Here is a 23248-nt window from a genome sequence, read left to right on the forward strand (position 1 = left end):
CTATGATGAAGAAGCCGTGGAGTAAAATTGTAGAGTTTATTGAACGCTATATTCTCATTAAAAACCAGACGCTTATGGCAAAACTTTCTGTGTTTTCTAGTATTTTAGTTATTTTACCTGTTTTGTCTGTTGGAATCATAACATACAAGTATTCAACTTTTGAACTAGAAGAAGAGTTCACGCAATCGAGTCAAAAAATAATTGAACAGGTTGAATTACATGTTGAATATTATCTCCAAGACTTTGAAATAACGAGTTTAAAAATCATCAACTCACCTGAAATGGGAAGTTTATTAAGAATTGATAAAATTGGTACTGAATACGATCGTACTCTCACTGACCATGCACTAAAGGTTCTTAAAAATTCAGAATATTCAAGAAATGATATTTCTAACATTACTGTTTCTTTAGATAATGGGATTATTATAGACTCTTTGAGAGAGAGAAATTACTATCCAGCTATAAATATTAAAGATGAATATTGGTATTCATCAGTCCCGGGAAACGGTATGGTTATGCTTGTGAGTAGAACATTAAAATTAAAAGACAAAGAGCTACCAGTAATTTCTCTTGTAAGACGTTTATATAATCCACATACACTGAAACCGATAGGTATGCTTATTATTGATATCAATTTTAAGAGAATTGAAGAAATTTCTCAAATGGTAACTTTGGGTGAGAACGGTTACTTTTTTATTTTGGATTCTGAAGGGCATTATGTCTATCACCCAAATTATTTAAAACTCGGTAACAAGGTAGAGTTCAAGGAATTAGCAAATCTTAAAAGTGAAAAAAGTGGTTCAGTGCTAATCGATGAAAATCGTAAGGAGTTAGTTTCCTATTCTCTTTCTCCAAAACTTGGTTGGAGTTTTTTTACTGCTGCTCCATACGAGGATTTACGGGTCGGTATCCAACAAATAAGAACAGCAATTACATGGACGATTTTTATCTCCTTGGTATTTGCTTACTTAGTAGGTTTTTATAGCATTTCCAAAAGTATAGTTCGTCCAATTCATAGACTACGATCCTTTATGAAAGAAGTGGAAATTGGTCATTTAAATGGCAGAGTAAAGGTAGAGTCCAATGATGAAATTGGCCAATTGACAACTGGATTTAATAACACCGTAGAAAGGCTATCCAATTTACTGGAAGAAGTGTATGTTTCGAAGTTGAAGGAAGCCGAAATGATTATTAACAAAACGGAGACCGAATTAAAAATGCTTCAATCACAAATAAATCCCCATTTTTTATACAATTCACTTGAAACAATTAGAGGTATGGCTTTGGAAGAGGGCCGAGAGAACATAGCTAACATTTCATCTTCTCTGGGTAAACTTTTACGTTATAACCTTAGAAATAGTTTACCAACTGTTAGTTTGCGAGAAGAAATTAAGTTTTGTGAAATGTATCTACAGATTCAAATGTTTCGTTTTGAGGAACGTTTTGAGTATTTATTTGATATACCAGATGCTGTAATGGACTTTGAAGTAGTAAAGTTTTCTCTCCAACCAATTGTTGAAAATTGTTTTATGCACAGTATTGGAGAAAGTTCTGAGAAAATAAAAATTACCATATCTGCTCAACTTCTACCTGATTCATCGTTTGAAATTCGAATCACAGATACAGGAGTCGGAATACAAGAAGAAGTTTTAAAAGAATTAACAGAGAAACTTAAAGAGAATTCAACTTCCTTGGGTGGACAACATATCGGGATTATGAATGTTCATCAGAGAATTCGCTACTTGTATGGCTCAGAGTATGGAATAACGATTAATAGTACAAGAGGTATAGAAACAAAGGTTACTATACATTTGCCAATTGTAGATGGTAAGGAAGTGAAGAAAGCATGAAAAAAGTTTTACTAGTGGACGATGAGAGATGGGTAAGAAAAGCTCTTATGTGGTCGATTAGAAAGTTGAACTTATCCTTACAAATCGTACATGAATGCGAAAATGGATTACAGGCTCTTGACTGGATTAAACAAAATGAGGTTGATTTGGTTTTAACAGATATCCGTATGCCTGTCATGGATGGACTTACTTTGGTGAAAGAACTGAACCAATTAGATCGAAAACTGGATTGTATTGTTATTAGTGTTCATGATGAGTTTCAAATTGTTCAACAAGCGATTCGGAGCGGTGTAACGGATTATCTCCTTAAACCAATTGAAGAAGAAGAATTAAAAGCTTGTTTGGAAAAATGGCTTTATAAACAAAAAGAAGTAGCTGAAGAATATAGTACACCTACTATTCTTGAGGAAGTTCCTCCTGCATCTACAATTGATCAGGTGTTAGCTTATCTTGAAAAAACACCACTAAAACAGGTGTCTCTGACAGACGCTGCAAAAAGCGTGCACTTGAATCCTAGTTATCTAAGTCAACTGTTTAAACAACAACTTAATACTAAATTTGTGGATTATTTAACCGAGCTTCGAATTCAAGAAGGAAAACGTTTATTACTGAACACAACACTAAAGATGACGGAGATAGCAGAAAGAGTGGGGTACTCAGAAGTTGCATACTTCAGCAATAACTTTAAAAAAATGACGGGTTATTCTCCATCTATGTTCCGTAAATCTACAAAAAATTATTGAGTTGAAGGATTCTGTGTAAGCTGCTAGTGAAATTTTCGAAAGCAGGTGGAATAAATGAAAAAATTTATGGACGAAAACTTTTTATTATCAACCGATATGGCGAAGACTTTGTACAATACATATGCAAAAGATTTGCCAATTATCGATTATCACTGCCACTTGAGTCCAAAGGAAATATATGAAAACAAAACCTTTCAAAACATTACAGAGGCGTGGTTATACGGCGATCACTATAAATGGAGAGCGATGAGAGCTAATGGAATTGAAGAAGAATGCATCACAGGTGGGGCTAAGGATTATGACAAGTTTTTAGCATGGTCAAGGACTATACCGATGACCATTGGCAATCCCTTATACAATTGGACTCACCTAGAGCTTCAACGCTACTTTGATATATATGACATATTAAATGAAGAAACAGCCCCTAGTATTTGGGGGGAAGTTAATGGAAAGCTTACAGGGGGCGGTTACGGCGCAAGGGATTTAATAAACAAGTCAAAGGTTGAAGTAATATGCACTACGGATGATCCAATTGATACATTAGAATATCATGCGAAAATTAAAGATGATCCCGATTTTGATGTTAAGGTGCTACCGAGTTTTCGACCAGATAAAGCGTTAGAGATTAATTTGGATGGATATTTGCAGTGGGTTGACAAACTAGCAGAGGTGTCGGGAATACAAATTTCTGACTATAATGACTTCTTAAATGCATTACAGTCAAGAATAGAGTATTTTAATACGAATGGTTGTCGTATTTCTGACCATGCGCTAAATACGTTGATGTATCAAGAAACAACAAAGTTAGAAGCGGAAAATATTTTCACAAAAGCATTAACTGGACAAAAAGTATCACAGGATGAAGAAAAAAAATACAAGTCTTACACTTTAACTTTTTTAGGAAAACAATATGCGAAATTTGAATGGGCAATGCAATTCCATATTCAAGCATTGCGTAATAATAACACAAAAATGTATAAACAATTAGGACCTGACACTGGTTTTGATAGTATTAATGATGGGTTGATAGCTGAGCCTCTAAGTCATTTACTAGATGCATTGGAACGGGATGATGCTCTGCCAAAAACCATATTATATTCATTAAATCCAAAAGACAATTACGTGATTGGTAGTTTAATTGGGAATTTTCAAGGAGGGGTGCCGGGAAAAATTCAGTTTGGTACAGCATGGTGGTTTAACGATCAAAAAGATGGCATGCTCGAACAAATGAAAGCGCTAGCAAATCTTGGTCTATTCAGTCGTTTTATCGGAATGCTAACAGATTCAAGAAGTTTTCTTTCCTACACCAGACATGAGTATTTTAGAAGATTAGTATGTGAATTGATTGGAGAATGGGTAGAAAATGGGGAAGTGCCGAATGATATGGAAATGTTAGGTGGTATTGTTCAAGGGATTTGCTATCAAAATGCAAAAGATTATTTTTCCTTTTAATATCTATTGTATGAAATTTAAACAGAAGCTTTGTGTCGTTTGATTGAAGTGAATTGATTAAATCTACGTTTTTAAATAACTGAAAAATCAGACAATAAATAAAGCTATTTTATTTTTATACAAGAAACTTCTTTTCCATTTTTAGGGGGTGATCTTGTTAAAGTATAAAAAAGTGAATTGTGCAAGTAGGTAATTAAGTAAAGGGAGGGAAATCATGGGTTCCATATTAAAAAGTCTAAAAAACAAAAAATCAAAAAAGGCTATAACTGGGATACTTGCATTATCACTAATGACATCAATCGGTATTCCACAAGTAGGAGCAAATGGCAATGTAAATTTAGGGTATGCAGATCCAACCACAAATAAAAATCCTGGTCTTTCAGGGACGGACGTTCAAACATACCGTGTACTTGCTAACTCCAAAACTGGTCAACCGGAGATCGAAGCAGCCAAAAAAGGTGTTCTTACAGTTGATGGGAAACAGTTTAGAGACTTAAATGGTAATAAGAGTTTAGACTTATACGAGGATTGGAGTAAACCTGTTAATCAACGGGTAGCTGATTTAGTATCTAAAATGACACTTGCTGAAAAAGCAGGATTAATGTTGATTGACACACATACTCCAATTGCGAATCCAACAGATGGAAAGTATGTTAAATCGGATGATCCATTAATTGTTGGTAAAAATATGCGTTACGTCATTTTCCGACAAACTCCAACTGTCGATATTATTGCCAAATACACAAATCAGCTACAGGAACTAGGAGAGGCTTCGAGATTAGGGATCCCAGTAGTAGTTACTTCGAACCCTAGAAACCATGCCTCAACAGATTATACTAATATAGCAGCAAGTGAAGGACAACATTCATTTTGGCCAGGACCATTAGGGTTTGCGGCAGCGGGTGACACAAAAGCTGTAAAGGAATTTTCGGAAATTGCAGCAAAAGAATGGAGGGCAGCGGGTATACGTAAAGTCTACGGATATACTGCTGATATAGCTACAGATCCACTTTGGGCAAGAATTGAAGATACCTTTGGAGAAAACCCTAAAGTTGCTTCAGATATGATTTATAATGTCATCAAAGGATTTCAAGGTGATAAGCTTGGAAAAGATAGTGTTGCAATAACTGTAAAACATTTTCCAGGAGGCGGGGCACGTGATAATGGGTTAGATCCTCACTTTGTAGAGGGTAAATTTAATCCTTATCCAACTAAAGGAAGTTTACTTAAGTACCATATTCCTCCTTTTGAGGCTGCGATCAAGGCAAATGTATCGTCGATTATGCCATATTACGCGTATCCAAGTAATGATAGTGCAGATCAAGGATTACCATGGTATAAAAAAACCCAGCAATTTGAAGAAGTTGGTTTCGCCTTAAATGATGCTATTTTAGATGGCTTCCTACGTAAGGGCCTTGGATTCAAGGGATATGTTAACTCTGATACTGGTGCTATTGGAGATAACGCTTGGGGAGCTGAAGGTTTAACACCGGAACAAAAATTTGCAAAAGCAATCAATGCTGGAACAGATATTATTTCTGGATCATCAGAACCACAGCATATTATCAATGCAGTAAATAAAGGTTTACTATCAGTAGAAGCAGTTAACGAATCAATTACATTGCTGCTAACAGAAATGATGAATTTAGGGCTATTTGAAGACCCTTATGTAGATGCTAAACATGCACTTGATGTGGTGGCTAATCCAAAGGTACAACAATTAGCATATGAAGCACATCTAAAGTCAGTAGTTCTTCTACGTAATGATAAAAATATTTTGCCTTTAAAAGATGCGAATTTAAAGAAGGTAAAGCTTTATGTTGAAATGTTCCCAGGTGGCACAGATGGTGCAAATACAAAGGGATTAATAGAGATTATCAAGAAACATGATCCTTCCATAACAATCACGAATAAACTGAATGAGGCAACAAATGCGTATATTTATGTAAAACCTGTTCAATCGAACTGGGATAATAATCCACGCATTACTGTAGGACCTGAAACAGGTATCACAAATGTAGATAGAATTGTCGATATACAAAAAACAGTTCCAACTATTACTGCAGTAAACATGACGAACCCATGGGTACTGGATAAAATTGAGCCGAATGCTGCAGCATTAATCGGTACTTTCGGAACTAAGCCTGAAGCTATTATTGATGTTATTCGTGGTGAATTTAATCCAACTGGAAAGCTTCCATTTGCATTACCAGCAAGTATGGCAGCGGTAAACAAAGAGGTTGGAGATGTTCCTAGCTACGCAAAAGAAGAAAACCCATCCTACTCATATGTAAATAAATCAAAAGATGCATATAAGTATGGATTTGGCCTTTCCTATAATAAGGGGAAATCAAAAGGTAAATAAGCCCATGCAGGGAAAACAGTAAAACCTTATAAATAGGAAGTTTTGGAGGCTCATCCTTTGCGGATGGGCCTTTCGATATGAAAAATTTTACTCGGGGAATCAAATTCTGACCATAAAGCCAATATCAAACCAGTTTACATAAAGTTCTTCCAATATTTTAATTCAAAGTTTGTTCTAGTATCCATCACTCATGAAGCAGATACCTTGAAGAATTATATACATGGTTCTATTATCAAAGGAGATGTTTGAATAATGAAGGGAAGTAAGTAAATATATGAATAAAAAACTTCAGTCCGTACCTGTATCAGTTTTGGATTTAGTGGCCGTAAAAGAAGGACAGACAAATAAAGAAGCTTTTAAGGATATGGTTAGTCTTGCACAATATGCTGAAAAGCTCGGCTACAATCGATATTGGCTAACAGAACATCACAATTCTCCGACTGTTATTAGTTCTGCTACTTCAATTTTAATAGGCCATGTATTGGAAAAGACAGAAACTATTAAAGTAGGTTCAGGTGGGATAATGTTGCCAAATCATGCACCACTTGTTGTTGCAGAGCAGTTTGGGACACTTGAAACTATCTATCCAAACAGATTGGATTTAGGACTGGGCCGCGCTCCGGGAACTGACATGCAAACTGCTCATGCTCTACGCAGAACGACACAGGAAACTTCTTTTTCTTTCCCACAGGATGTGGTGGAATTGCAAAATTACTTTAAATCATTAGATTACCAAGGTGGAGTTCGTGCCTTCCCAGGTGTAGGTGTCAATGTACCAATTTACATTCTTGGCTCAAGTACTTCAAGCGCAGAATTAGCTGCTCGTTTAGGGCTTCCTTATGCTTTCGCTGCACATTTTGCCCCTCAGCAGTTAGAACTAGCGATTCAAATTTACCGAAATAAGTTTGTTCCATCTGAGTATTTATCTGAACCATATGTGATAGTTTGTGTAAATGTAATAGCAGCAGATTCAAATGAGGAAGCTAAAAAGCTTGCTACAACAAGTGATCGTTTTTATTTAAATGTAGTAACAGGTAAAAAGGATTTATTGCAGCCTCCAATCGATACTATGGAAGGTCTGTGGAACCATTTAGAAGAAAATGCTGTCCGTCGGATGTCGTCTTATACTTTTAAAGGCGATCGAAATGCAATCATCGAGCAACTAAAATCATTCTTGGGAACATTCCAAGTAGATGAACTGATGGCAGTTTCATATGTTTATGATCAAGAAGCTAGAAGACGTTCATATGAAATATTTAAGGAAGCCGTTGACCAACTTTAAGTAGCACTTTCCGACGGATATGGCGTTGCATATTTAGTTTAATAAAAAAGAAAGTATAAAAAATGTCTTGTGAACACTAGGTTTGTGGAACTTGAAAGAATGAATAATACTACTGATTTCCGTTTCAGGTGGGGGTACAAAGGCTAAGAGCGCCACCTCGTGTGGCAACGCCTTTGTGACCAACCTCCTGTTGGCCTCCGCGGGGGTTGCCTCAGCCTCCTCGCTGAAAAACATATGCTTCTGCGGTTACTCGTCGTAAAGACATTGCCCAATCAAAGTTTGGCCAATGCTTCGCTGTGGGGTCTTCACCTACCACTACAATCAATATGACGTGTAGTACTCTACTATCTGATTTGGCATAGCTTATCGCTTAGATAATAATAGCGTTCAAAGTTAATATAGTGATAAAACCGTCTGTTGTATTAAGAACACTATTTTGTAATGAATAATGAAGCAAGTAGATTTCCTTTTTAGTGGAAATAAAGAAAAATAATAAGTAGTTACTACATTAAGAAGCGAATAGCGAATGAAATTGCATCTTCGAGAGCTTACTATATGAATAAGAAAGTATCTTATCTCTAGTTATCCAAAAATGAACTAACCTGTTTCTAAAAGTTGTAAAAGGCTGAAGGACAGAAAAAGTGAAACTTCAATCAGTGGGGCTTTTTTTCCACTGATTGTTAGTTGAACCATTCGGGCATTAACGGGCAGTTCTCTACTGCCCGTTAATGCGGGACACAAGCCATAAAATTATCGAAAAAAAGGGACGCTAGTTGGTTGTGACGGACGTCACAACCAACTAGCGTCCCTAAAAATTCAATCGGTAATCATATAGCAAAATGTCTGTCCAAAGCCCTTAGAAAACGATAGAAACAGATTTTGACCTTAAAGGACCGGGCATCTTTTTGTCTGGTTTTTCTTATTTAGCAGAAATAGTTACAAGATTTCCTTTATAAGAATCGACAATGCAATCTAAATGGAACAGTTTCTTCTATAATAAAAACCTATTTGTTAGATTCCTCGATGGGAGAAGAATAGAGGACCAAGTTCAAATGAATGAACAATTAAAAGGAGCAGGGGTAATGCTTTCTTTTTTTTCCTTTCATGCAACAAATGATAAAAGTTGATTTAAAAATTTATATTTAGGGTATTGTACGATTGGATACCAAGCGATTAATAGAAATTGAATTTTGTCATCCCACGAAAAAACAATTTTGCGTATTGGGTCTGATTGCTTTTCCAAATAACAATTTCCTACATAAAATATAAGTACTTAAATTTCTTCATTTTAAATGGAAGCGCTTTAGCGAAATAGTTTGTCTAGAATAAATGCAAAAGGTTAATAATCACTGTATAGCCATTATTTAAGGGAGGTCTCATATATGAAAATCAGCAATGCAATTGAGGTTTTAGATAGGATGCGCCTACCGAACGGCGCTTACACTGCAAGTGTTTCAAAGGACTATCATTTTGTTTGGATACGTGATGTCGTATACACGGTTTTGCCTTTTTTGCAAAGCCAATCTGATCGGTATGAAAAAGCTTATCACGCCTTATTTGAACTATTTAAAACCTATGAATGGAAAATCGACATTCACCGTGAAAAAAAACCGGTTTATCTTTTTGAATATATCCACTCACGATATTCTACAGATTTAGAGGAATTGAGCCAAGAATGGGGTCATGCTCAGAATGATGCAATTGGAGCCTTCTTATGGGGAGTAGGGGTAGGAGTAAGCCACGGACATAAGATTATCCGGGATGAGAAAGATCTCGCTATTGTTCAGAAGCTAGTCGATTATTTAGATTGTCTTGGGTACTGGCAGGCAAAGGATAATGGAATGTGGGAAGAGAATATGGAACTGCATGCTTCAAGTGTAGGTGCATGCGTAGCAGGCTTACGTGCAGTAAAAATGCTCGTAAATGTAAGGGATGAACTGATACAAAAAGGTGAAGAGACGTTGCGCTTTCTTTTACCTAGAGAAAGTGAAACAAAAGAAACAGACTTATCCCTACTTTCACTTATTTATCCGTATCGTATAGTTGAGAGGAAAACAGCACTTAAGATAGTGGAGATGGTTTCCGAACGACTTGAGCGGACAAATGGTGTTATTCGTTATCACAACGATCAGTATTACAACGAAGGCAGCGAAGCGGAATGGTGCTTCGGACTACCTTGGCTAGGACTGTGCTATTTTGAACTAGGTATGCATGATAAAGCTTATGAATATGTGAATAAAACGGAACGAATCGTACCAGATAATTGGGAAGTCCCTGAATTATATATCGGTGGTAAAAATGTGCCAAATGGCAATACTCCACTTGCTTGGTCCGTCTCCCTTTCCTATTTATTTTTAAACCGTATGATTAATATGCCATCTTCACAATTGACAGGAAATGACTGATTAAAATACAGGTGTATACTTATAAAATCATATGCATCACTTTTTAGAAAGTATGGTATGTGGGAGGACAGCTGATAAATAGTCTACTGGTATCGCACTTTAGAATTTTATTAATTACAACATTTCACAATCTAAATGAAAGTTACAAAAGTCCTTCATTCCTTGGAGGATTTTTTGTTTTATCTGAAATTATTAATTATTATAAAAAGTCAAATATTTTAAAGGTGTTTTTAGAAAGATGGCGAATAATTTAGGATAAGAACTGATATATAAATTGAAATAATCATAGAGTGAAAGTGGTGTTGAAATGGTAGGGATTATGAAGTTGAATAACCTGCAATATCCAAGTGATTTTGATGTATATCTTTTTCATGAAGGAACACTGTTTGAAAGTTATAAGATGCTCGGAGCTCATATACTATATGAGAACGATATTCAAGGTGTGCGTTTTGCAGTTTGGGCGCCGAATGCAAGACAAGTTTCCGTTGTGGGTAACTTTAATAATTGGAATGGTACCCAGCATCCAATGGAACGCTTGGCTCATTCTGGAATCTGGGTACTATTTGTTCCCGAGCTTGCCCATGGAGACATTTATAAGTATGAGGTTACAGGACCAAATGGACAGAAGGAATTAAAAGCGGATCCGTTTGCCTTTTATTCGGAGGTACGACCGGCAACAGCTTCTATTATCTACAATTTAAATAATTTTGAGTGGCAAGATCAAAAATGGATGGCACAGCGATTAAAGAAAGATATTTACCACAAACCGATGATGATTTATGAGGTTCATTTGGCTTCCTGGAGACAAAAAGAAAATGGTGAGTTTTATAGTTATCAAGAAATTGCTGACGAATTAGTCGATTATGCAATTGATAATGGCTTTACACATATTGAGTTAATGCCTGTTATGGAGCATCCTTACGATGGCTCATGGGGTTATCAAATAACTGGATATTATTCAGCGACTAGCAGATATGGTACACCTGAGCAACTAATGTACTTTATAGATCTATGTCATCAAAAGGGACTTGGTGTAATTCTAGATTGGGTGCCTGCACATTTCTGTAAGGATGTCCATGGTCTTGGGAGGTACGATGGAACACCTTTATTCGAATCGTCAGACCCCATGCGAGCTGAGCGGCCTATCTGGGGAACATATAGCTTTGACTACAGCAAGCCAGAAGTAGTCAGTTTCCTAATTTCAAACGCAATGTTTTGGATGGATATCTATCATGTGGATGGAATTCGGGTTGATGCTGTTTCATCCATGATTTATCTAAATCATGATAATCCACTTCCAGTAAAACTTACGAATCAGTTTGGTGGTGGCGAAAATCTGGAAGCAATTGATTTTCTGAAAAAGTTAAATGAAACCATTTTCCAAAAGTATCCTGGTGCCCTCATGATGGCGGAGGAAGCAACCGAATGGCCGCTGGTTACAAGTCCCACTAGTACAGGGGGGTTAGGATTCAATTATAAGTGGAATATGGGTTGGTCAAATGATGTACTTAAATATATGAAGCTTGATGTTAAAGAACGATCAAAGCATCATAACCTACTGACATTTTCATTTTTTTATGCATTTTCGGAAAATTTTGTCCTTCCATTTTCGCATGATGAAATGGTCCATGGAAAAAGATCTTTAGTAAATAAAATGCCTGGCGATTACTGGCAAAAATTTGCGAATTTACGCCTCTTATTTGGCTATTTGTTTGCGCATCCAGGAAAAAAACTTCTATTTATGGGCAGTGAATTTGGACAATTTGACGAATGGAAATACCAGCAAGAAATGGATTGGATGCTTTTAGATTTTGAAGCTCATTCCAATTTTTATCGATACTATAAAGAGTTAAATAAATTTTATCAGGAAACTAATGCTCTTTGGCGTCTGGATCATGAGCAAGCCGGCTTTCAATGGATCGATGCGGACAATGCGGAACAAAGCGTAATTACTTTTATGAGAAAAGGAAAACGGAAGGGAGATTACTGCATTGTTGTTTGTAATTTTTCTGCCGATGTTTACCATAACTATCAAATAGGAGTTCCGTCTAATGGGAAATATTTCGAAGCATTTAATAGTGATGATGCATCATTTGGCGGATCGGCACAGTTGAATCCTGTCCCAATCCATGCCAGTAAAATCCCGCACAATAACCAACCTTACTGTTTGGAAATAACCGTACCGCCGCTAGGGATTTCTATATTCATGAAAGAAACAAAAACAAGGAAAAGGGGAGTCAGTACAAATGGCATCTAAGAAATGGATTGCAATGCTTTTAGCAGGGGGTCAAGGCTCAAGGCTCGGGGAATTGACGAGTGACTTAGCTAAACCCGCAGTACCATTTGGAGGGAAATATCGGATTATCGATTTTACTTTAAGCAACTGTACACATTCAGGTATCGATACAGTCGGCATTCTTACACAATATCGTCCCCATCTTTTGAATTCCTATATTGGTAACGGGCGCCCGTGGGATTTGGACCGCAATAACGGTGGGGTTTCTATGCTTCCACCTTATCAGGGAAAAGATGGTGGGGAATGGTACAAAGGTACAGCAAATGCCGTCTATCAAAATTTCCACTTTATCGATCATAATGACCCAGAATATGTACTTGTCATCTCAGGGGACCATATTTACAAGATGGATTATAATATAATGCTGGAAGATCATATTGAAAAGGGTGCACATGCGACCATTGCTGTTATAGAGGTACCTTGGGAAGAAGCAAATCGCTTTGGTATCATGAATACAAACGAAACGGATCAAATTATTGAATTTGATGAAAAGCCTAAACATCCAAAAAGTAATTTGGCTTCGATGGGTGTGTATATATTTAATTGGAAACATCTAAAAAAATATTTAACAGAAGACGAACAGGATAGCAGTTCCACTAATGACTTTGGAAAAGACATTATTCCAAAGATGCTGAAAGATGAAGCAAAATTACAAGCGTATCGTTTTAAAGATTACTGGAAAGACGTCGGTACGATTGAAAGCCTGTGGGAAGCGCATATGGATTTATTGGCAGAACCATCTGATTTCAAACTTGGAGACCCAAACTGGCAAATATATGCAGGGAATGCCAACCATCCTCCACAATATATATCCGAAGAAGCTGATGTGACACAATCTTTAGTCAATGAAGGTTGTTTGGTATTTGGGAAAGTCGACCATTCTGTTCTTTCCTATAATGTCCAAGTTGGAAGTGGCTCTATCGTAAAGAATTCCGTCATCATGCCAAATGTGAAAATCGGAAATAATGTAATAATCGAAAAGGCGATAATCGGTAGCGGTACAATTATCGAAGATGGCGCTGTAATCTCTGACACTAAACAAGGACTTACATTAATTGGTGAAAATCAGTTGGTTTCTTCGGAAAGTGCTTTGTTGCAAGCTCTATAATTGGAGGTAGTTTAAATGAGGAATGTATTAGGTGTTATTAATCTCGTAAATGAAAGACCTATATTAAAAGAATTGACTCATCACCGTTGCCTAGCTTCCGTACCGTTTGGCGGACGTTACCGGATGATTGATTTTACTATGTCAAACTTTATGAACGTCTCCATAAGTAAAGTTGCCATTTTCACAAAAGATAAGTATCGATCATTGATGGATCACCTAGGTTCTGGAAAGGAATGGGATCTCGATCATCGTTCACAAGGTCTATTCATTCTTCCTTCGATTCATCCTGATGAAAAAGTTAAAGGAGATATACAGCAGTTCTATGATCATTTAGAATTTTTCCAACGGGCAACTGCAGATACAGTGATTATTGCTCCTGGTCATCATATTTGTAAAATTGACTTTAATGAAGTTATCAAAGAACATGAAAGTAGTGAAGCCGATATTACAGTTCTGTATAAGGATTATGATGGGTTACCAGTGAAAAGACCAATTTACCATCAATGTTCACTTGATACAAACGGTGAAGTCCAAGATATAAACCTTTATACATCACCTAAGATAGGAGACCATATATGTTTGGAAACATATGTGATAAAAAAACAACTATTAATAGATTTAATAAAGAATTGTATAGAGTATGATGAATATGATTTTTTGAAAGACATTGTTAAAGCAAATTTGATAAATCTAAAAGTTCAAGGATATCAATTTACAGGTTATATGCCATTTATTCATTCGCTACAAACATATCATGCTAGTAATATGGAATTTCTTAACCCAGAAATTCTTCGTAACTTTTTTTATGATTCTTGGGAAGTCTTTACGAAGATTAAACATGAAGCACCTGCCGAATTCACAAATTCCTCTAAGGTATCTAATTCTTTAATTGCTAATGGATGTATTATTGAAGGCACCGTCGAAAATAGTATTATTTTCCGAGGAGTAAAAGTTAAAAAAGGTGCAGTAGTTAAAAACAGTATCATTATGCAAAAAGGGGATATCGAAGAGGGAGCACATTTAGAAAATGTGATTACTGATAAACAAGTGATCATTACTAGGGACCAAATCATTTCAGCGAGAAATAAGCCGATGGTAATCAAAAAAGAAGAAGTAGTTTAAACTGGAGGTACGAATTGCATGAATGTTTTATTTGCAGCTTCGGAGTGCGCTCCATTTATAAAGACAGGGGGACTAGGTGATGTTATTGGCGCTTTGCCTCAAGCTTTACATAAAAAGGGAGCAAACGTCAGTGTGATATTACCGAAATATGGTGACCTTCCATTACATTTTAAAGAACAAATGCAATGGATCAAAAGCATTGAAGTGCCTGTAGGCTGGAGACGTCAATTTTGTGGTATAGAAAAAGTACATTATCAAGGGATAACGGTATACTTCCTTGATAACGAATATTATTTTAAAAGGCATGGAAGTTATGGCTTTGGGGATGATGGTGAACGTTTCGCTTTCTTTTCCCGAGCCGTACTGGAGGCTCTCCCATATTTAGATGAACGCCCCGATATTATCCACTGCCATGATTGGCAAACAGGGTTAATACCAGTACATTTGAAAGTAAATTATGAAAATAATCCATATTATCAGGACATTAAAACTGTTTTTACCATTCATAATTTACGCTACCAAGGTGTATATCCTAAATCAGTGCTTTCTGATTTATTAGATATAAGCGAACATTATTTTCACATGGACGCATTAGAGTTTTACGGAGACGTCAGTTACCTCAAAGGAGGATTGGCCTTTGCTGATTGCGTGACAACTGTAAGTTCAACCTATGCAGTCGAAATACAGACTGCCTATTATGGGGAAAGACTTGATGGATTTTTACGAAAAATAGGAGCTGATCTTCAAGGAATAGTAAATGGAATTGACAATGACTCCTATGATCCTAAACATGATGAAAATTTATATCTTCCATTCGATGATTATAAGGGAAAATCTATAAATAAAGCGCACCTACAAGAAATATTGGGGCTTCCTATAGACGCTGAGATTCCAATAATTTCAATGGTTACAAGACTAGTTGATCAAAAAGGGATAGATTTGATTTTACATGTCTTCCACGAAATCATCGGCTTAAATGTCCAGTTTGTTTTACTAGGTACAGGTGATGAGCAGTATGAAGAAGCATTCAAATATTTTGAAGGAACTTATCCCGATAAAGTGTCAGCGAACCTATATTTTGATGAAGCATTGGCACGAAAGATTTATGCTGGTTCCGATCTTTTTCTAATGCCTTCCCAATTTGAACCGTGCGGCATTGGACAATTGCTCGCACTTCGCTATGGGTCTTTGCCGATCGTCCGTGAAACAGGTGGACTTAAGGATACGGTAATACCATATAATAAATTTACCGAAGAAGGAAATGGGTTCAGCTTTGCTAATTATAATGCCCACGAAATGCTACATACGATTGAGCAAGCAGTGGCACTTTTTTGCCTTCAGCCTAACAAATGGAGGAATCTAGTAGAGCACACAATGGAACTTGATTTTAGCTGGTCATCATCTTCGCAGCAATACCTCAAATTGTATCAGGAGCTCCTGAAATCTGATCAATAAAAAAGTTCTATTAAAGATTTCCATAAACAAAGATGACGCCGCCCTAGTGGGATGCGTCATCTTTTTTTTGCGCTTCATACAGATGTCTTAAGTATACAAGTGCGCATTATTCTATTTTTGCATTTAAGTTAGTATTAGTTTTATCGTTTCTGTTGGTTATTTTGTTGTGCATTTTTATGTTTAGCTGGATTTAAATCTAGATCTTCTGCAAATTCTTCGCGATTGTCATTTCTTGAATTAGGTTCTTTCTTCTTAAAGTTTGGTTTATTTTTCTTTACCATGGTATCGTCACCTCCTAAAGTTTAATGTGCTCAGTATAGAATGGTCTTATTCAAAGTGATTAGTTCCTGACGATTCTTTAACGAAATTGGAAGAGATTCATTGAAGCTACAATTAATACTGATCAAGGACTCTTCCTTAAATCAAAGTTTCAAAAATAGTGGAACTTAAACATCGAATAATTTTTTGGGATATCAGCAAAAAAAGGTGATTGCTTCAAAGTGCAAAGCAATCACCTTTTATATAATAAGAATCTAGCAATCCCTTTTTGGCTTTTTTTTTACTATATAACTCCTTGTGTCACCATTGCATTCGCTACTTTTAAGAACCCTGCGATGTTAGCACCTACCACCAGATTACCTGGATAGCCATACTCTTCAGCAGCTTTGACACTATTTTGGTAAATGTTTTTCATAATTTGCTGCAATTTTTCGTCCACTTCTTCAAATTCCCAGGACAATCGTGCACTATTTTGTGCCATTTCTAATGCAGAAACCGCAACTCCACCTGCATTTGCTGCTTTTGCTGGGGCGAAGAGAACGTTGTTTTTCAAAAATACGTCAATTGCATCCAGTGATGAAGGCATATTTGCACCTTCGCCAATAGCCTTTACCCCATTGGAAACTAAAATATTAGCCCATGTACTGTCAATTTCGTTTTGCGTTGCACATGGAAAAGCGATATCACAGGGGATGGACCAGATACCAGAGCAACCTTCCATGTAAAGTGCCTCGGGGTGTTCATTCACATACTCTCTGATTCTTTTTCTTTCTACTTCCTTAAGTCGTTTTACTGTATCAAGATTAATGCCATTTTGGTCATAAATATAGCCATTGGAATCGCTGCAGGCCACAACTTTTGCACCCAACTGCGTTGCTTTGTCTATAGCATAGATGGATACATTACCTGACCCAGATACCACAACTGTGCTGCCTTTAAAGTCAAGTCCTTTGTCTTTAAGCATTTCCTGTACAAAATAGACAGTCCCATAGCCAGTAGCTTCAGTCCGTGTTAAGCTCCCGCCATATCCAACACCTTTGCCGGTTAGTACTCCTGCTTCATAGGCACCACGAATTCTTTTATACTGTCCGAACATATAGCCAATTTCTCGTGCACCAACCCCAATGTCACCAGCTGGTACGTCAACATCAGGTCCAATATGTCTGCTGAGCTCCATCATAAAGCTTTGAGTGAATCTCATGATTTCCCCATCAGATTTCCCCTTTGGATCAAAGTCTGAACCGCCTTTGCCTCCTCCAATTGGTTGACCAGTAAGAGAATTTTTAAAAATCTGCTCAAATCCAAGAAATTTAATGATGCTCAAGTTAACTGATGGATGGAAACGCAAGCCTCCTTTGTAGGGACCAATTGCACTGTTAAACTGTACACGGAATCCGCGGTTGACTTGTACTTTACCATTATTATCGACCCATGGCACTCTGAAGATTATAATTCTTTCTGGCTCCACAATTCTTTCCAGAATACTATGCTCCATGTATTGCGGATGCTTGGCGAAAACAGGTACGAGCGAATCAAAAATTTCCTTAACTGCTTGATGAAATTCGCTTTCATGAGCATTACGCTTTTTCACATTTTGAAATACTTCATTTACATAATTGGTCGCAATTGTTGTTTCCGCTGTATTATTTTCTAATATCGTAGTCATATGTTCTATAGCACTCCTTTTGATAAAACAATAATAATTTTCATTCGCTTCTCTAAATGTTTGATTAGTTTATTTTATTACTGAAAAATAATCTAAACAATATGAAAATTAGATAATAATAATGCCGATATGAGATGAAGAGAGAGGATTGGTGGAAAAACTTATTGAGTGTACTGTCGGGGGCTGAAAATAGCTGTTTAGTATTTTTACATCGCGAATGTGAGTGAATATGAGATTGAAGAAAAATTGCGACATAAATAAAGACAGTCCTAATTAGGTGAACTTAGAACAAATTAAGAAACCAACAATATACAATTAGCTAATTGGTTGAATAAATAAACTCTAAAAGAATGCTTTTTCTTTAGATGAAATACTTCTTGCAATAAATATTAATAATGATTATCATTATCAATGAAAATATAAACTAAATTCGGAAGTGGGTTCCAAGTATGAAATATAAATCGTTATTGTCAGTATTAGTAGCAGGTGGCATTATTATGGCTGGCTGTGGTAATTCAGAGGAAGCGAAAAAAGAAGGTAAGACATCAACCGAGCAAGCAGAACTAGCAAAAGAGGCTGATTTATCTACGGAACTATCAGCCTATAAACAATTTGCTTTAGAGCAAATGGACCAATTCTTATTAGAAACAGAAAAATTTGTAAAATTATTTAAGGCTGGCGATATTGAAGGCGCAAAAGCAGCCTATGCACCAGCACGTATGTATTTCGAACGTTCTGAGCCGATTGCAGAAAGCTTTGGTGACCTTGATCCACGTATTGATGGAAGACTAGCTGATATCCAAGAAGAAGGTAAAGGCGAAGAAGAATGGACCGGCTATCATAAACTTGAATATGAACTTTGGGAAGAAAATACAACGGCGGGTTATGAAGATGTAGCAGATCAGCTTCTTGCAGATGCGAAGGAATTACATGCGCTTGTTCAAACTGTAGAGGTAACGCCTGATTTAATGATTACAGGTGCAGTTGATTTATTAAATGAAGTATCGACATCTAAAATTACGGGTGAAGAAGAAATCTATTCTCATACGGATTTATATGATTTCAAAGCTAATATTGAAGGTGCAGAAAAAATCTTTGAGATTCTTCGCTCAAAATTAGAAGCAAAAGATAAAGAGTTAGTGGCAACTTTAGACGAAAAGTTCAAAGCAGTCGATGATTTACTTGCACAACACGAGACAACAGGCGGAGGCTATGTTTCTTATGAAGAATTAACAGAAGAAAATACGAAGGCACTTTCAGCAGCTGTTAACCAACTCGGCGAGCCATTAAGTCAAATGGGTATTATTTTGGAGTGAGCATAAATGACAGAGTCAAACAATGAAAAATGGATCAATAAAAAAATATCCAGATATGAAATGTTAAAGCTAACAGGTATTGGAGCAGCAGGGATTGCAATTGGGGCTTCAGGTTTAGGTGGTGTGATAAAAGCAATGAGCTATAATGTATTTGAGCCTGTTGCGGACAGCATCATAGCACGTAACAAAGTTGATTTCTATGGTAAACATCAATCTGGCATCGTTACACCCGTTCAAAAGAATATTTACTTCGCTTCTTTGAATGTCTTAGTGACATCAAAGAAGGAGCTACAAGAGTTGTTCAAACAATGGACACCTCTTGTTGTCCGTTTAATGAACGGCGAATTAATGGTAGATTTAACAAACAATATAAGAATTCCTACTGGTGATACGGGTGAAGCAGAGGGTTTAGATGGCTCTAATTTATCCATTACTATAGGTATTGGTCCATCGCTTTTCGAAAAGCTTGGTATCCAACACTTAAAGCCAAATGAACTACAGGACTTACCACATTTTCCAAAGGATCAACTGCAACAGGAACTTACTGGCGGAGATTTATGTATTCAAGCTTGTGCAGATGATCCACAAGTTGCATTCCATGCAATACGCAATTTAATCCGTTTAGCATCAGGCAAAGTAGAAATCAAATGGTCACAGGCAGGCTTTAACTCGTTCCCCGCTGAAGAAGGAACACCACGTAATTTATTTGCATTCAAAGATGGTACAGTCAATCCATCGATAACTGATGGAAAAGATTTAAATAAAGTCGTGTGGGTTGATAAAGGCTGGCTCAAAGGTGGCTCTTATTTGGTCGCACGTAAAATTCAAATGCATCTAGAAACATGGGATCGTACATCGTTGAAGGATCAGGAAGCCACATTTGGACGTTATCGCGACAGCGGTGCACCGTTTGGTAAAACAAAGGAATTTGATGATTTTGATGTAGAAGCGAAAGATAGTAAGGGTGACTATATTATGCCTAATACGTCACATGTCCATTTGGCACGTAAATCAGGTGCTCGTATTTTACGTCGTTCTTACTCCTATGTATCAGGCGTTATTTCGAATACAGGTGCACACGATGCTGGTCTAATCTTTATTTCTTTTCAAAAAGATCCCGCCCAATTTACAACAGTGCAAAAAAGTTTAGGGCGTATGGATAAAATGAATGAGTACATTACCCATAGAGGCAGTGCCGTATTTGCTTGCTTCCCTGGTGTACAGAAGGGGAGTTATTTAGGTGAAGCACTTTTTAATGCGCTGTAGCATTATTATTTGCTTATTATTGGCGCTTGCTGTTCCTGTGCAAGCCGCCCAATCGTATAGTCATTTATATATTTCTATTAGTGATGCCTTAATGAATACTAAGCAGAATAAGGAAGCGGAGGCTGAGCTCGCGCTTGATCAATTTGCAACAGACTGGGATTCTGTCACATCAAAACAGAATGATGCAAAGGAAAAGGTGGATGAAATTCTTGCCCAAGCGGTCGAAGCTAGTTCAAAAGAGGAACGTTTAGAGGCACTATCAGCTTTATCGAATGCTTTACGTACCTTAGAAAAGCTTGAAAAACCTGTAGATGAAGTGGCACAGCGAGCAGAATTTGGGCAAAAGTTTAAACCTATCATGACAGTATTCGAAAAAGCGTTAGCAAGTGGGGATGTAGCTGCAATCAATATTGCTTATAAAGATTTTAATGCGAAATGGAAAAAAATCGAACGCCCAGTGCGTGAGCAAAGCATTGCCATGTACGGTCAAATTGAAACGCAAATGGCTTTTATACGAATAACACTTGCTTCAGAAGAGCCCGAAATTACCTTAATGCAATCCCAATACACTGAATTAAAACAAACAATTGAGAATTTCGTAGCAGGCCATGATACTGTGAAAGTTGTGGAAGGAGAGTATTCTTTATCGACATTAATTGCCTATATTGATGAGGCTAATGATTTGATCGAAGAAGGCGATTACAAGGCTGCATCCGATAAAATCCGAGAGTTCATTAAAATATGGCCAAGAGTAGAAATTGATATTTCAACACGGAATGGTAGTCTTTATACAAAGATTGAAAGTGATATGCCAATACTTGTAAGTGATTTATTGAAATCGAAAGTCAATGTCAAGGATATTAAAAATAAACTTGATAATTTCCGCACGGAAATAGAGCTGATTCAAGTAGATTCAGATTACACTTTCTGGGATTCAGCGCTCATTTTACTACGTGAAGGCTTAGAGGCATTGCTTATCATTTTGGCATTAATATCATTCCTTGAAAAATCAGGACAAAAGACAATGCGCAAATGGATTTATCTAGGCGCTTTGGTAGGAATCTTATTATCAGCGGTGGCTGCTATCTTAATGTCAACCATTTTGAATTCGGCAACAATTGATACAAATCGTGAGCTAATGGAAGGTTATGTAGGTTTAATAGCTGCAGCCATGATGATTGGTGTTGGTATTTGGCTACATAGTAAATCGAGTGTGACAAATTGGAATCGCTATATTTCCAAACAGATGGGCAGTGCGATATCAAGTGGTTCGGTGTTGGCCATGGCATCAATTAGCTTCCTATCGGTTTTCCGTGAAGGAGCAGAAACCCTTGTATTTTACGCAGGAATAGCACCTAAAATGGAGACATTACATTTTGTATTAGGTATCGTTGTGGCACTATTATTATTAGCTATTTTTGCATTTGCTATATTTAAAGCAAGTGGAAAAGTTCCAATTCATAAATTCTTTGCAGTAGCGACGGTGTTAATTTATGTACTTGCCTTTAAAATTATTGGAGGCAGTCTGCATACATTGCAACTAAGAGATAAAGTTTCAACAACCATTGTGGATGGCTTGCCAGTAGTCAATATCATCGGCTTCTATCCAACGGTAGAAACGATGATTGGGCAAGCAATTTTACTTATGCTAGTGGTCATAACGATAATTTTTAAAAAGAAACAAAAATAATTAGAAGGGTAGATGATTTGGTATATTCATCTACCCTTGTTTAAATTGATCATGCTAATGAAATAGTCGTTGTAAATGAAAGTAAACTTATTTGTAGTTTTAAAAGGCTATGTTAAAGGTAAAGGTTGATTTAAGTGAAATGGTATGGTGACATGGAAGGTTTACACTTAAACTAACGCCTCAAATTAGAGTTTCAAATCCTTTTATAATAATCTGATTTTATAAATCAACAAAGTTTACGAAAACAGCCTTTTATTAAGCTACTTCAACTAACGGCTGCTTTAGTAAAAAATGGATATCAAAATGCAATGAGCTTGGAGATAAATTTCTCAGCTCATTTTTATGTACATTTATATTTAGAATGCCTAGTCTCTCAGTCTTAATTTATCTGCGGTTTCCCATGTTCCATGAACACTTGCCAAGATAAGCATTTGTTTTTTCTTGCTTAAATCGCTTTCCATTTTCCTCTTATCAAGGAATAGAAACCACACTAAATAAAGTTGTAAATACTTCGTAGAAACACCATTAAACCTACCTATCCATTTCTTTAAATGGGAATGGTAATTATTAATATTATTGAGGTGGTAGATGCCTTTCTTTACATATTCTTTCTTACTGCCGTTTATGAACTAGGGTACGTCCCCTTCTCCAAAACAGGGGCCGAGCTATTATTTCAATTTTTCTCAGGTAGATACGAACGTGCATGTGTAATTATAACGACTAACCTTGAATTTACAGAATGGACATCCCCCTTTGGAGATGAAAAAATGACCGCTGCTTTACTTGATCGTCTGGCCCACAGGTCTCATATTCTTCTTGTGAATGGACCTTCTTATCGATTCCGGCAAAGTATGAAACAGAATGAAAATGCGGAAGGTTAAACGCGATTCGCGGGGTGATTGGGATTCTTGCCCTCCGGGGCAAGAATCCCAATCACCCATATCTTCCCACCA

Annotated in this window: 16 protein-coding genes and 1 pseudogene; 14 read left to right on the top strand and 3 right to left on the bottom strand. The window is 36.8% G+C overall.

All coding sequences use genetic code 11. The annotated features are described in order from the left end of the window. Window positions 1-2: 2 nt before the first annotated feature. The 10 genes from ACN6MX_RS05890 (at window position 3) to glgA (ending at window position 16078) form a co-directional block, all read left to right on the top strand. Window positions 3-1850, top strand: a complete 1848-nt coding sequence (locus ACN6MX_RS05890; protein WP_419961716.1) for a sensor histidine kinase — start codon at window positions 3-5, stop codon at window positions 1848-1850. Next, entirely contained in the window at window positions 1847-2593 is a 747-nt protein-coding gene (locus ACN6MX_RS05895; protein ID WP_419961717.1) for a response regulator transcription factor, read from the top strand. Before ACN6MX_RS05890 ends, ACN6MX_RS05895 begins: the two co-directional genes overlap by 4 nt. Window positions 2594-2647: 54 nt before the next feature. Then, entirely contained in the window at window positions 2648-4045 is a 1398-nt protein-coding gene (gene uxaC, locus ACN6MX_RS05900) for a glucuronate isomerase (RefSeq protein ID WP_419961718.1), read from the top strand. 214 nt (window positions 4046-4259) lie between these two features. Beyond that, window positions 4260-6410: a glycoside hydrolase family 3 N-terminal domain-containing protein gene (locus ACN6MX_RS05905; protein ID WP_419961719.1), complete on the top strand. Its 2151-nt coding sequence runs from the start codon at window positions 4260-4262 to the stop codon at window positions 6408-6410. A 274-nt stretch (window positions 6411-6684) separates the two neighbouring features. Then, window positions 6685-7692: an LLM class flavin-dependent oxidoreductase gene (locus ACN6MX_RS05910; RefSeq protein ID WP_419961720.1), complete on the top strand. Its 1008-nt coding sequence runs from the start codon at window positions 6685-6687 to the stop codon at window positions 7690-7692. A 1382-nt stretch (window positions 7693-9074) separates the two neighbouring features. Next, entirely contained in the window at window positions 9075-10097 is a 1023-nt protein-coding gene (locus ACN6MX_RS05915) for a glycoside hydrolase family 15 protein (RefSeq protein WP_419961721.1), read from the top strand. A 307-nt stretch (window positions 10098-10404) separates the two neighbouring features. Continuing rightward, on the top strand, window positions 10405-12354 hold the full coding sequence (glgB, locus tag ACN6MX_RS05920) for a 1,4-alpha-glucan branching protein GlgB (RefSeq protein ID WP_419961722.1): 1950 nt from the start codon (window positions 10405-10407) through the stop codon (window positions 12352-12354). After that, a complete protein-coding gene (locus ACN6MX_RS05925) occupies window positions 12344-13501 on the top strand; it encodes a glucose-1-phosphate adenylyltransferase (protein WP_419961723.1) in 1158 nt (385 codons plus the stop codon). Before glgB ends, ACN6MX_RS05925 begins: the two co-directional genes overlap by 11 nt. Before the next feature lie 15 nt (window positions 13502-13516). After that, window positions 13517-14623, top strand: coding sequence for a glucose-1-phosphate adenylyltransferase subunit GlgD (glgD, locus tag ACN6MX_RS05930; RefSeq protein WP_419961724.1), 1107 nt, complete (start codon window positions 13517-13519; stop codon window positions 14621-14623). 18 nt (window positions 14624-14641) lie between these two features. Next, window positions 14642-16078 carry a glycogen synthase GlgA gene (glgA, locus tag ACN6MX_RS05935; protein WP_419961725.1) on the top strand — a complete coding sequence of 479 codons (1437 nt, stop codon included), beginning with the start codon at window positions 14642-14644 and terminating at the stop codon, window positions 16076-16078. A 140-nt stretch (window positions 16079-16218) separates the two neighbouring features. Here the strand turns inward: glgA and ACN6MX_RS05940 are convergent, their stop codons facing one another. Both ACN6MX_RS05940 and gdhA read right to left on the bottom strand, forming a co-directional pair. Next, window positions 16219-16359 carry a hypothetical protein gene (locus tag ACN6MX_RS05940; protein WP_419961726.1) on the bottom strand — a complete coding sequence of 47 codons (141 nt, stop codon included), beginning with the start codon at window positions 16357-16359 and terminating at the stop codon, window positions 16219-16221. 281 nt (window positions 16360-16640) lie between these two features. Beyond that, on the bottom strand, window positions 16641-18023 hold the full coding sequence (gdhA, locus tag ACN6MX_RS05945; protein WP_419961727.1) for an NADP-specific glutamate dehydrogenase: 1383 nt from the start codon (window positions 18021-18023) through the stop codon (window positions 16641-16643). A 449-nt stretch (window positions 18024-18472) separates the two neighbouring features. On the opposite strand from gdhA, the gene efeO reads away from it, so the two are divergent. From efeO to ACN6MX_RS05960, 3 genes are read left to right on the top strand one after another with little or no spacing between them, the layout of a single operon-like run. After that, on the top strand, window positions 18473-19339 hold the full coding sequence (gene efeO / locus ACN6MX_RS05950) for an iron uptake system protein EfeO (RefSeq protein ID WP_419961728.1): 867 nt from the start codon (window positions 18473-18475) through the stop codon (window positions 19337-19339). A gap of 6 nt (window positions 19340-19345) precedes the next feature. Further along, window positions 19346-20605: an iron uptake transporter deferrochelatase/peroxidase subunit gene (gene efeB, locus ACN6MX_RS05955; RefSeq protein ID WP_419961729.1), complete on the top strand. Its 1260-nt coding sequence runs from the start codon at window positions 19346-19348 to the stop codon at window positions 20603-20605. Continuing rightward, window positions 20580-22295 carry an FTR1 family iron permease gene (locus ACN6MX_RS05960; RefSeq protein ID WP_419961730.1) on the top strand — a complete coding sequence of 572 codons (1716 nt, stop codon included), beginning with the start codon at window positions 20580-20582 and terminating at the stop codon, window positions 22293-22295. The genes efeB and ACN6MX_RS05960 overlap by 26 nt, the downstream gene beginning before the upstream one ends. A 365-nt stretch (window positions 22296-22660) precedes the next feature. Here ACN6MX_RS05960 and ACN6MX_RS05965 read toward each other — a convergent pair. Further along, window positions 22661-22921, bottom strand: a pseudogene (locus ACN6MX_RS05965) (IS1595 family transposase); the annotation flags it as partial. Here ACN6MX_RS05965 and ACN6MX_RS05970 point away from each other — a divergent pair. Further along, the gene (locus ACN6MX_RS05970) at window positions 22853-23176 is read left to right on the top strand and encodes an ATP-binding protein (RefSeq protein ID WP_419961731.1); all 324 of its coding nucleotides are present in this window, start codon (window positions 22853-22855) and stop codon (window positions 23174-23176) included. The pseudogene ACN6MX_RS05965 and the gene ACN6MX_RS05970 overlap by 69 nt on opposite strands. Window positions 23177-23248: the final 72 nt, after the last annotated feature.

The sequence above is a fragment of the Psychrobacillus sp. BM2 genome, from assembly GCF_048572895.1.
Lineage (GTDB): Bacteria > Bacillota > Bacilli > Bacillales_A > Planococcaceae > Psychrobacillus.

Coding starts and splice junctions, on each gene's coding strand:
- ACN6MX_RS05925 (WP_419961723.1), top strand. CDS start 12,344: ATGGCATCTAAGAAATGGATTGCAATGCTTTTAGCAGGGGGTCAAGGC.
- glgB (WP_419961722.1), top strand. CDS start 10,405: ATGGTAGGGATTATGAAGTTGAATAACCTGCAATATCCAAGTGATTTT.
- glgA (WP_419961725.1), top strand. CDS start 14,642: ATGAATGTTTTATTTGCAGCTTCGGAGTGCGCTCCATTTATAAAGACA.
- ACN6MX_RS05905 (WP_419961719.1), top strand. CDS start 4,260: ATGGGTTCCATATTAAAAAGTCTAAAAAACAAAAAATCAAAAAAGGCT.
- uxaC (WP_419961718.1), top strand. CDS start 2,648: ATGAAAAAATTTATGGACGAAAACTTTTTATTATCAACCGATATGGCG.
- ACN6MX_RS05915 (WP_419961721.1), top strand. CDS start 9,075: ATGAAAATCAGCAATGCAATTGAGGTTTTAGATAGGATGCGCCTACCG.
- ACN6MX_RS05890 (WP_419961716.1), top strand. CDS start 3: ATGATGAAGAAGCCGTGGAGTAAAATTGTAGAGTTTATTGAACGCTAT.
- ACN6MX_RS05970 (WP_419961731.1), top strand. CDS start 22,853: ATGGTAATTATTAATATTATTGAGGTGGTAGATGCCTTTCTTTACATA.
- gdhA (WP_419961727.1), bottom strand. CDS start 18,023: ATGACTACGATATTAGAAAATAATACAGCGGAAACAACAATTGCGACC.
- ACN6MX_RS05895 (WP_419961717.1), top strand. CDS start 1,847: ATGAAAAAAGTTTTACTAGTGGACGATGAGAGATGGGTAAGAAAAGCT.
- ACN6MX_RS05910 (WP_419961720.1), top strand. CDS start 6,685: ATGAATAAAAAACTTCAGTCCGTACCTGTATCAGTTTTGGATTTAGTG.
- ACN6MX_RS05940 (WP_419961726.1), bottom strand. CDS start 16,359: ATGGTAAAGAAAAATAAACCAAACTTTAAGAAGAAAGAACCTAATTCA.
- efeB (WP_419961729.1), top strand. CDS start 19,346: ATGACAGAGTCAAACAATGAAAAATGGATCAATAAAAAAATATCCAGA.
- glgD (WP_419961724.1), top strand. CDS start 13,517: ATGAGGAATGTATTAGGTGTTATTAATCTCGTAAATGAAAGACCTATA.
- efeO (WP_419961728.1), top strand. CDS start 18,473: ATGAAATATAAATCGTTATTGTCAGTATTAGTAGCAGGTGGCATTATT.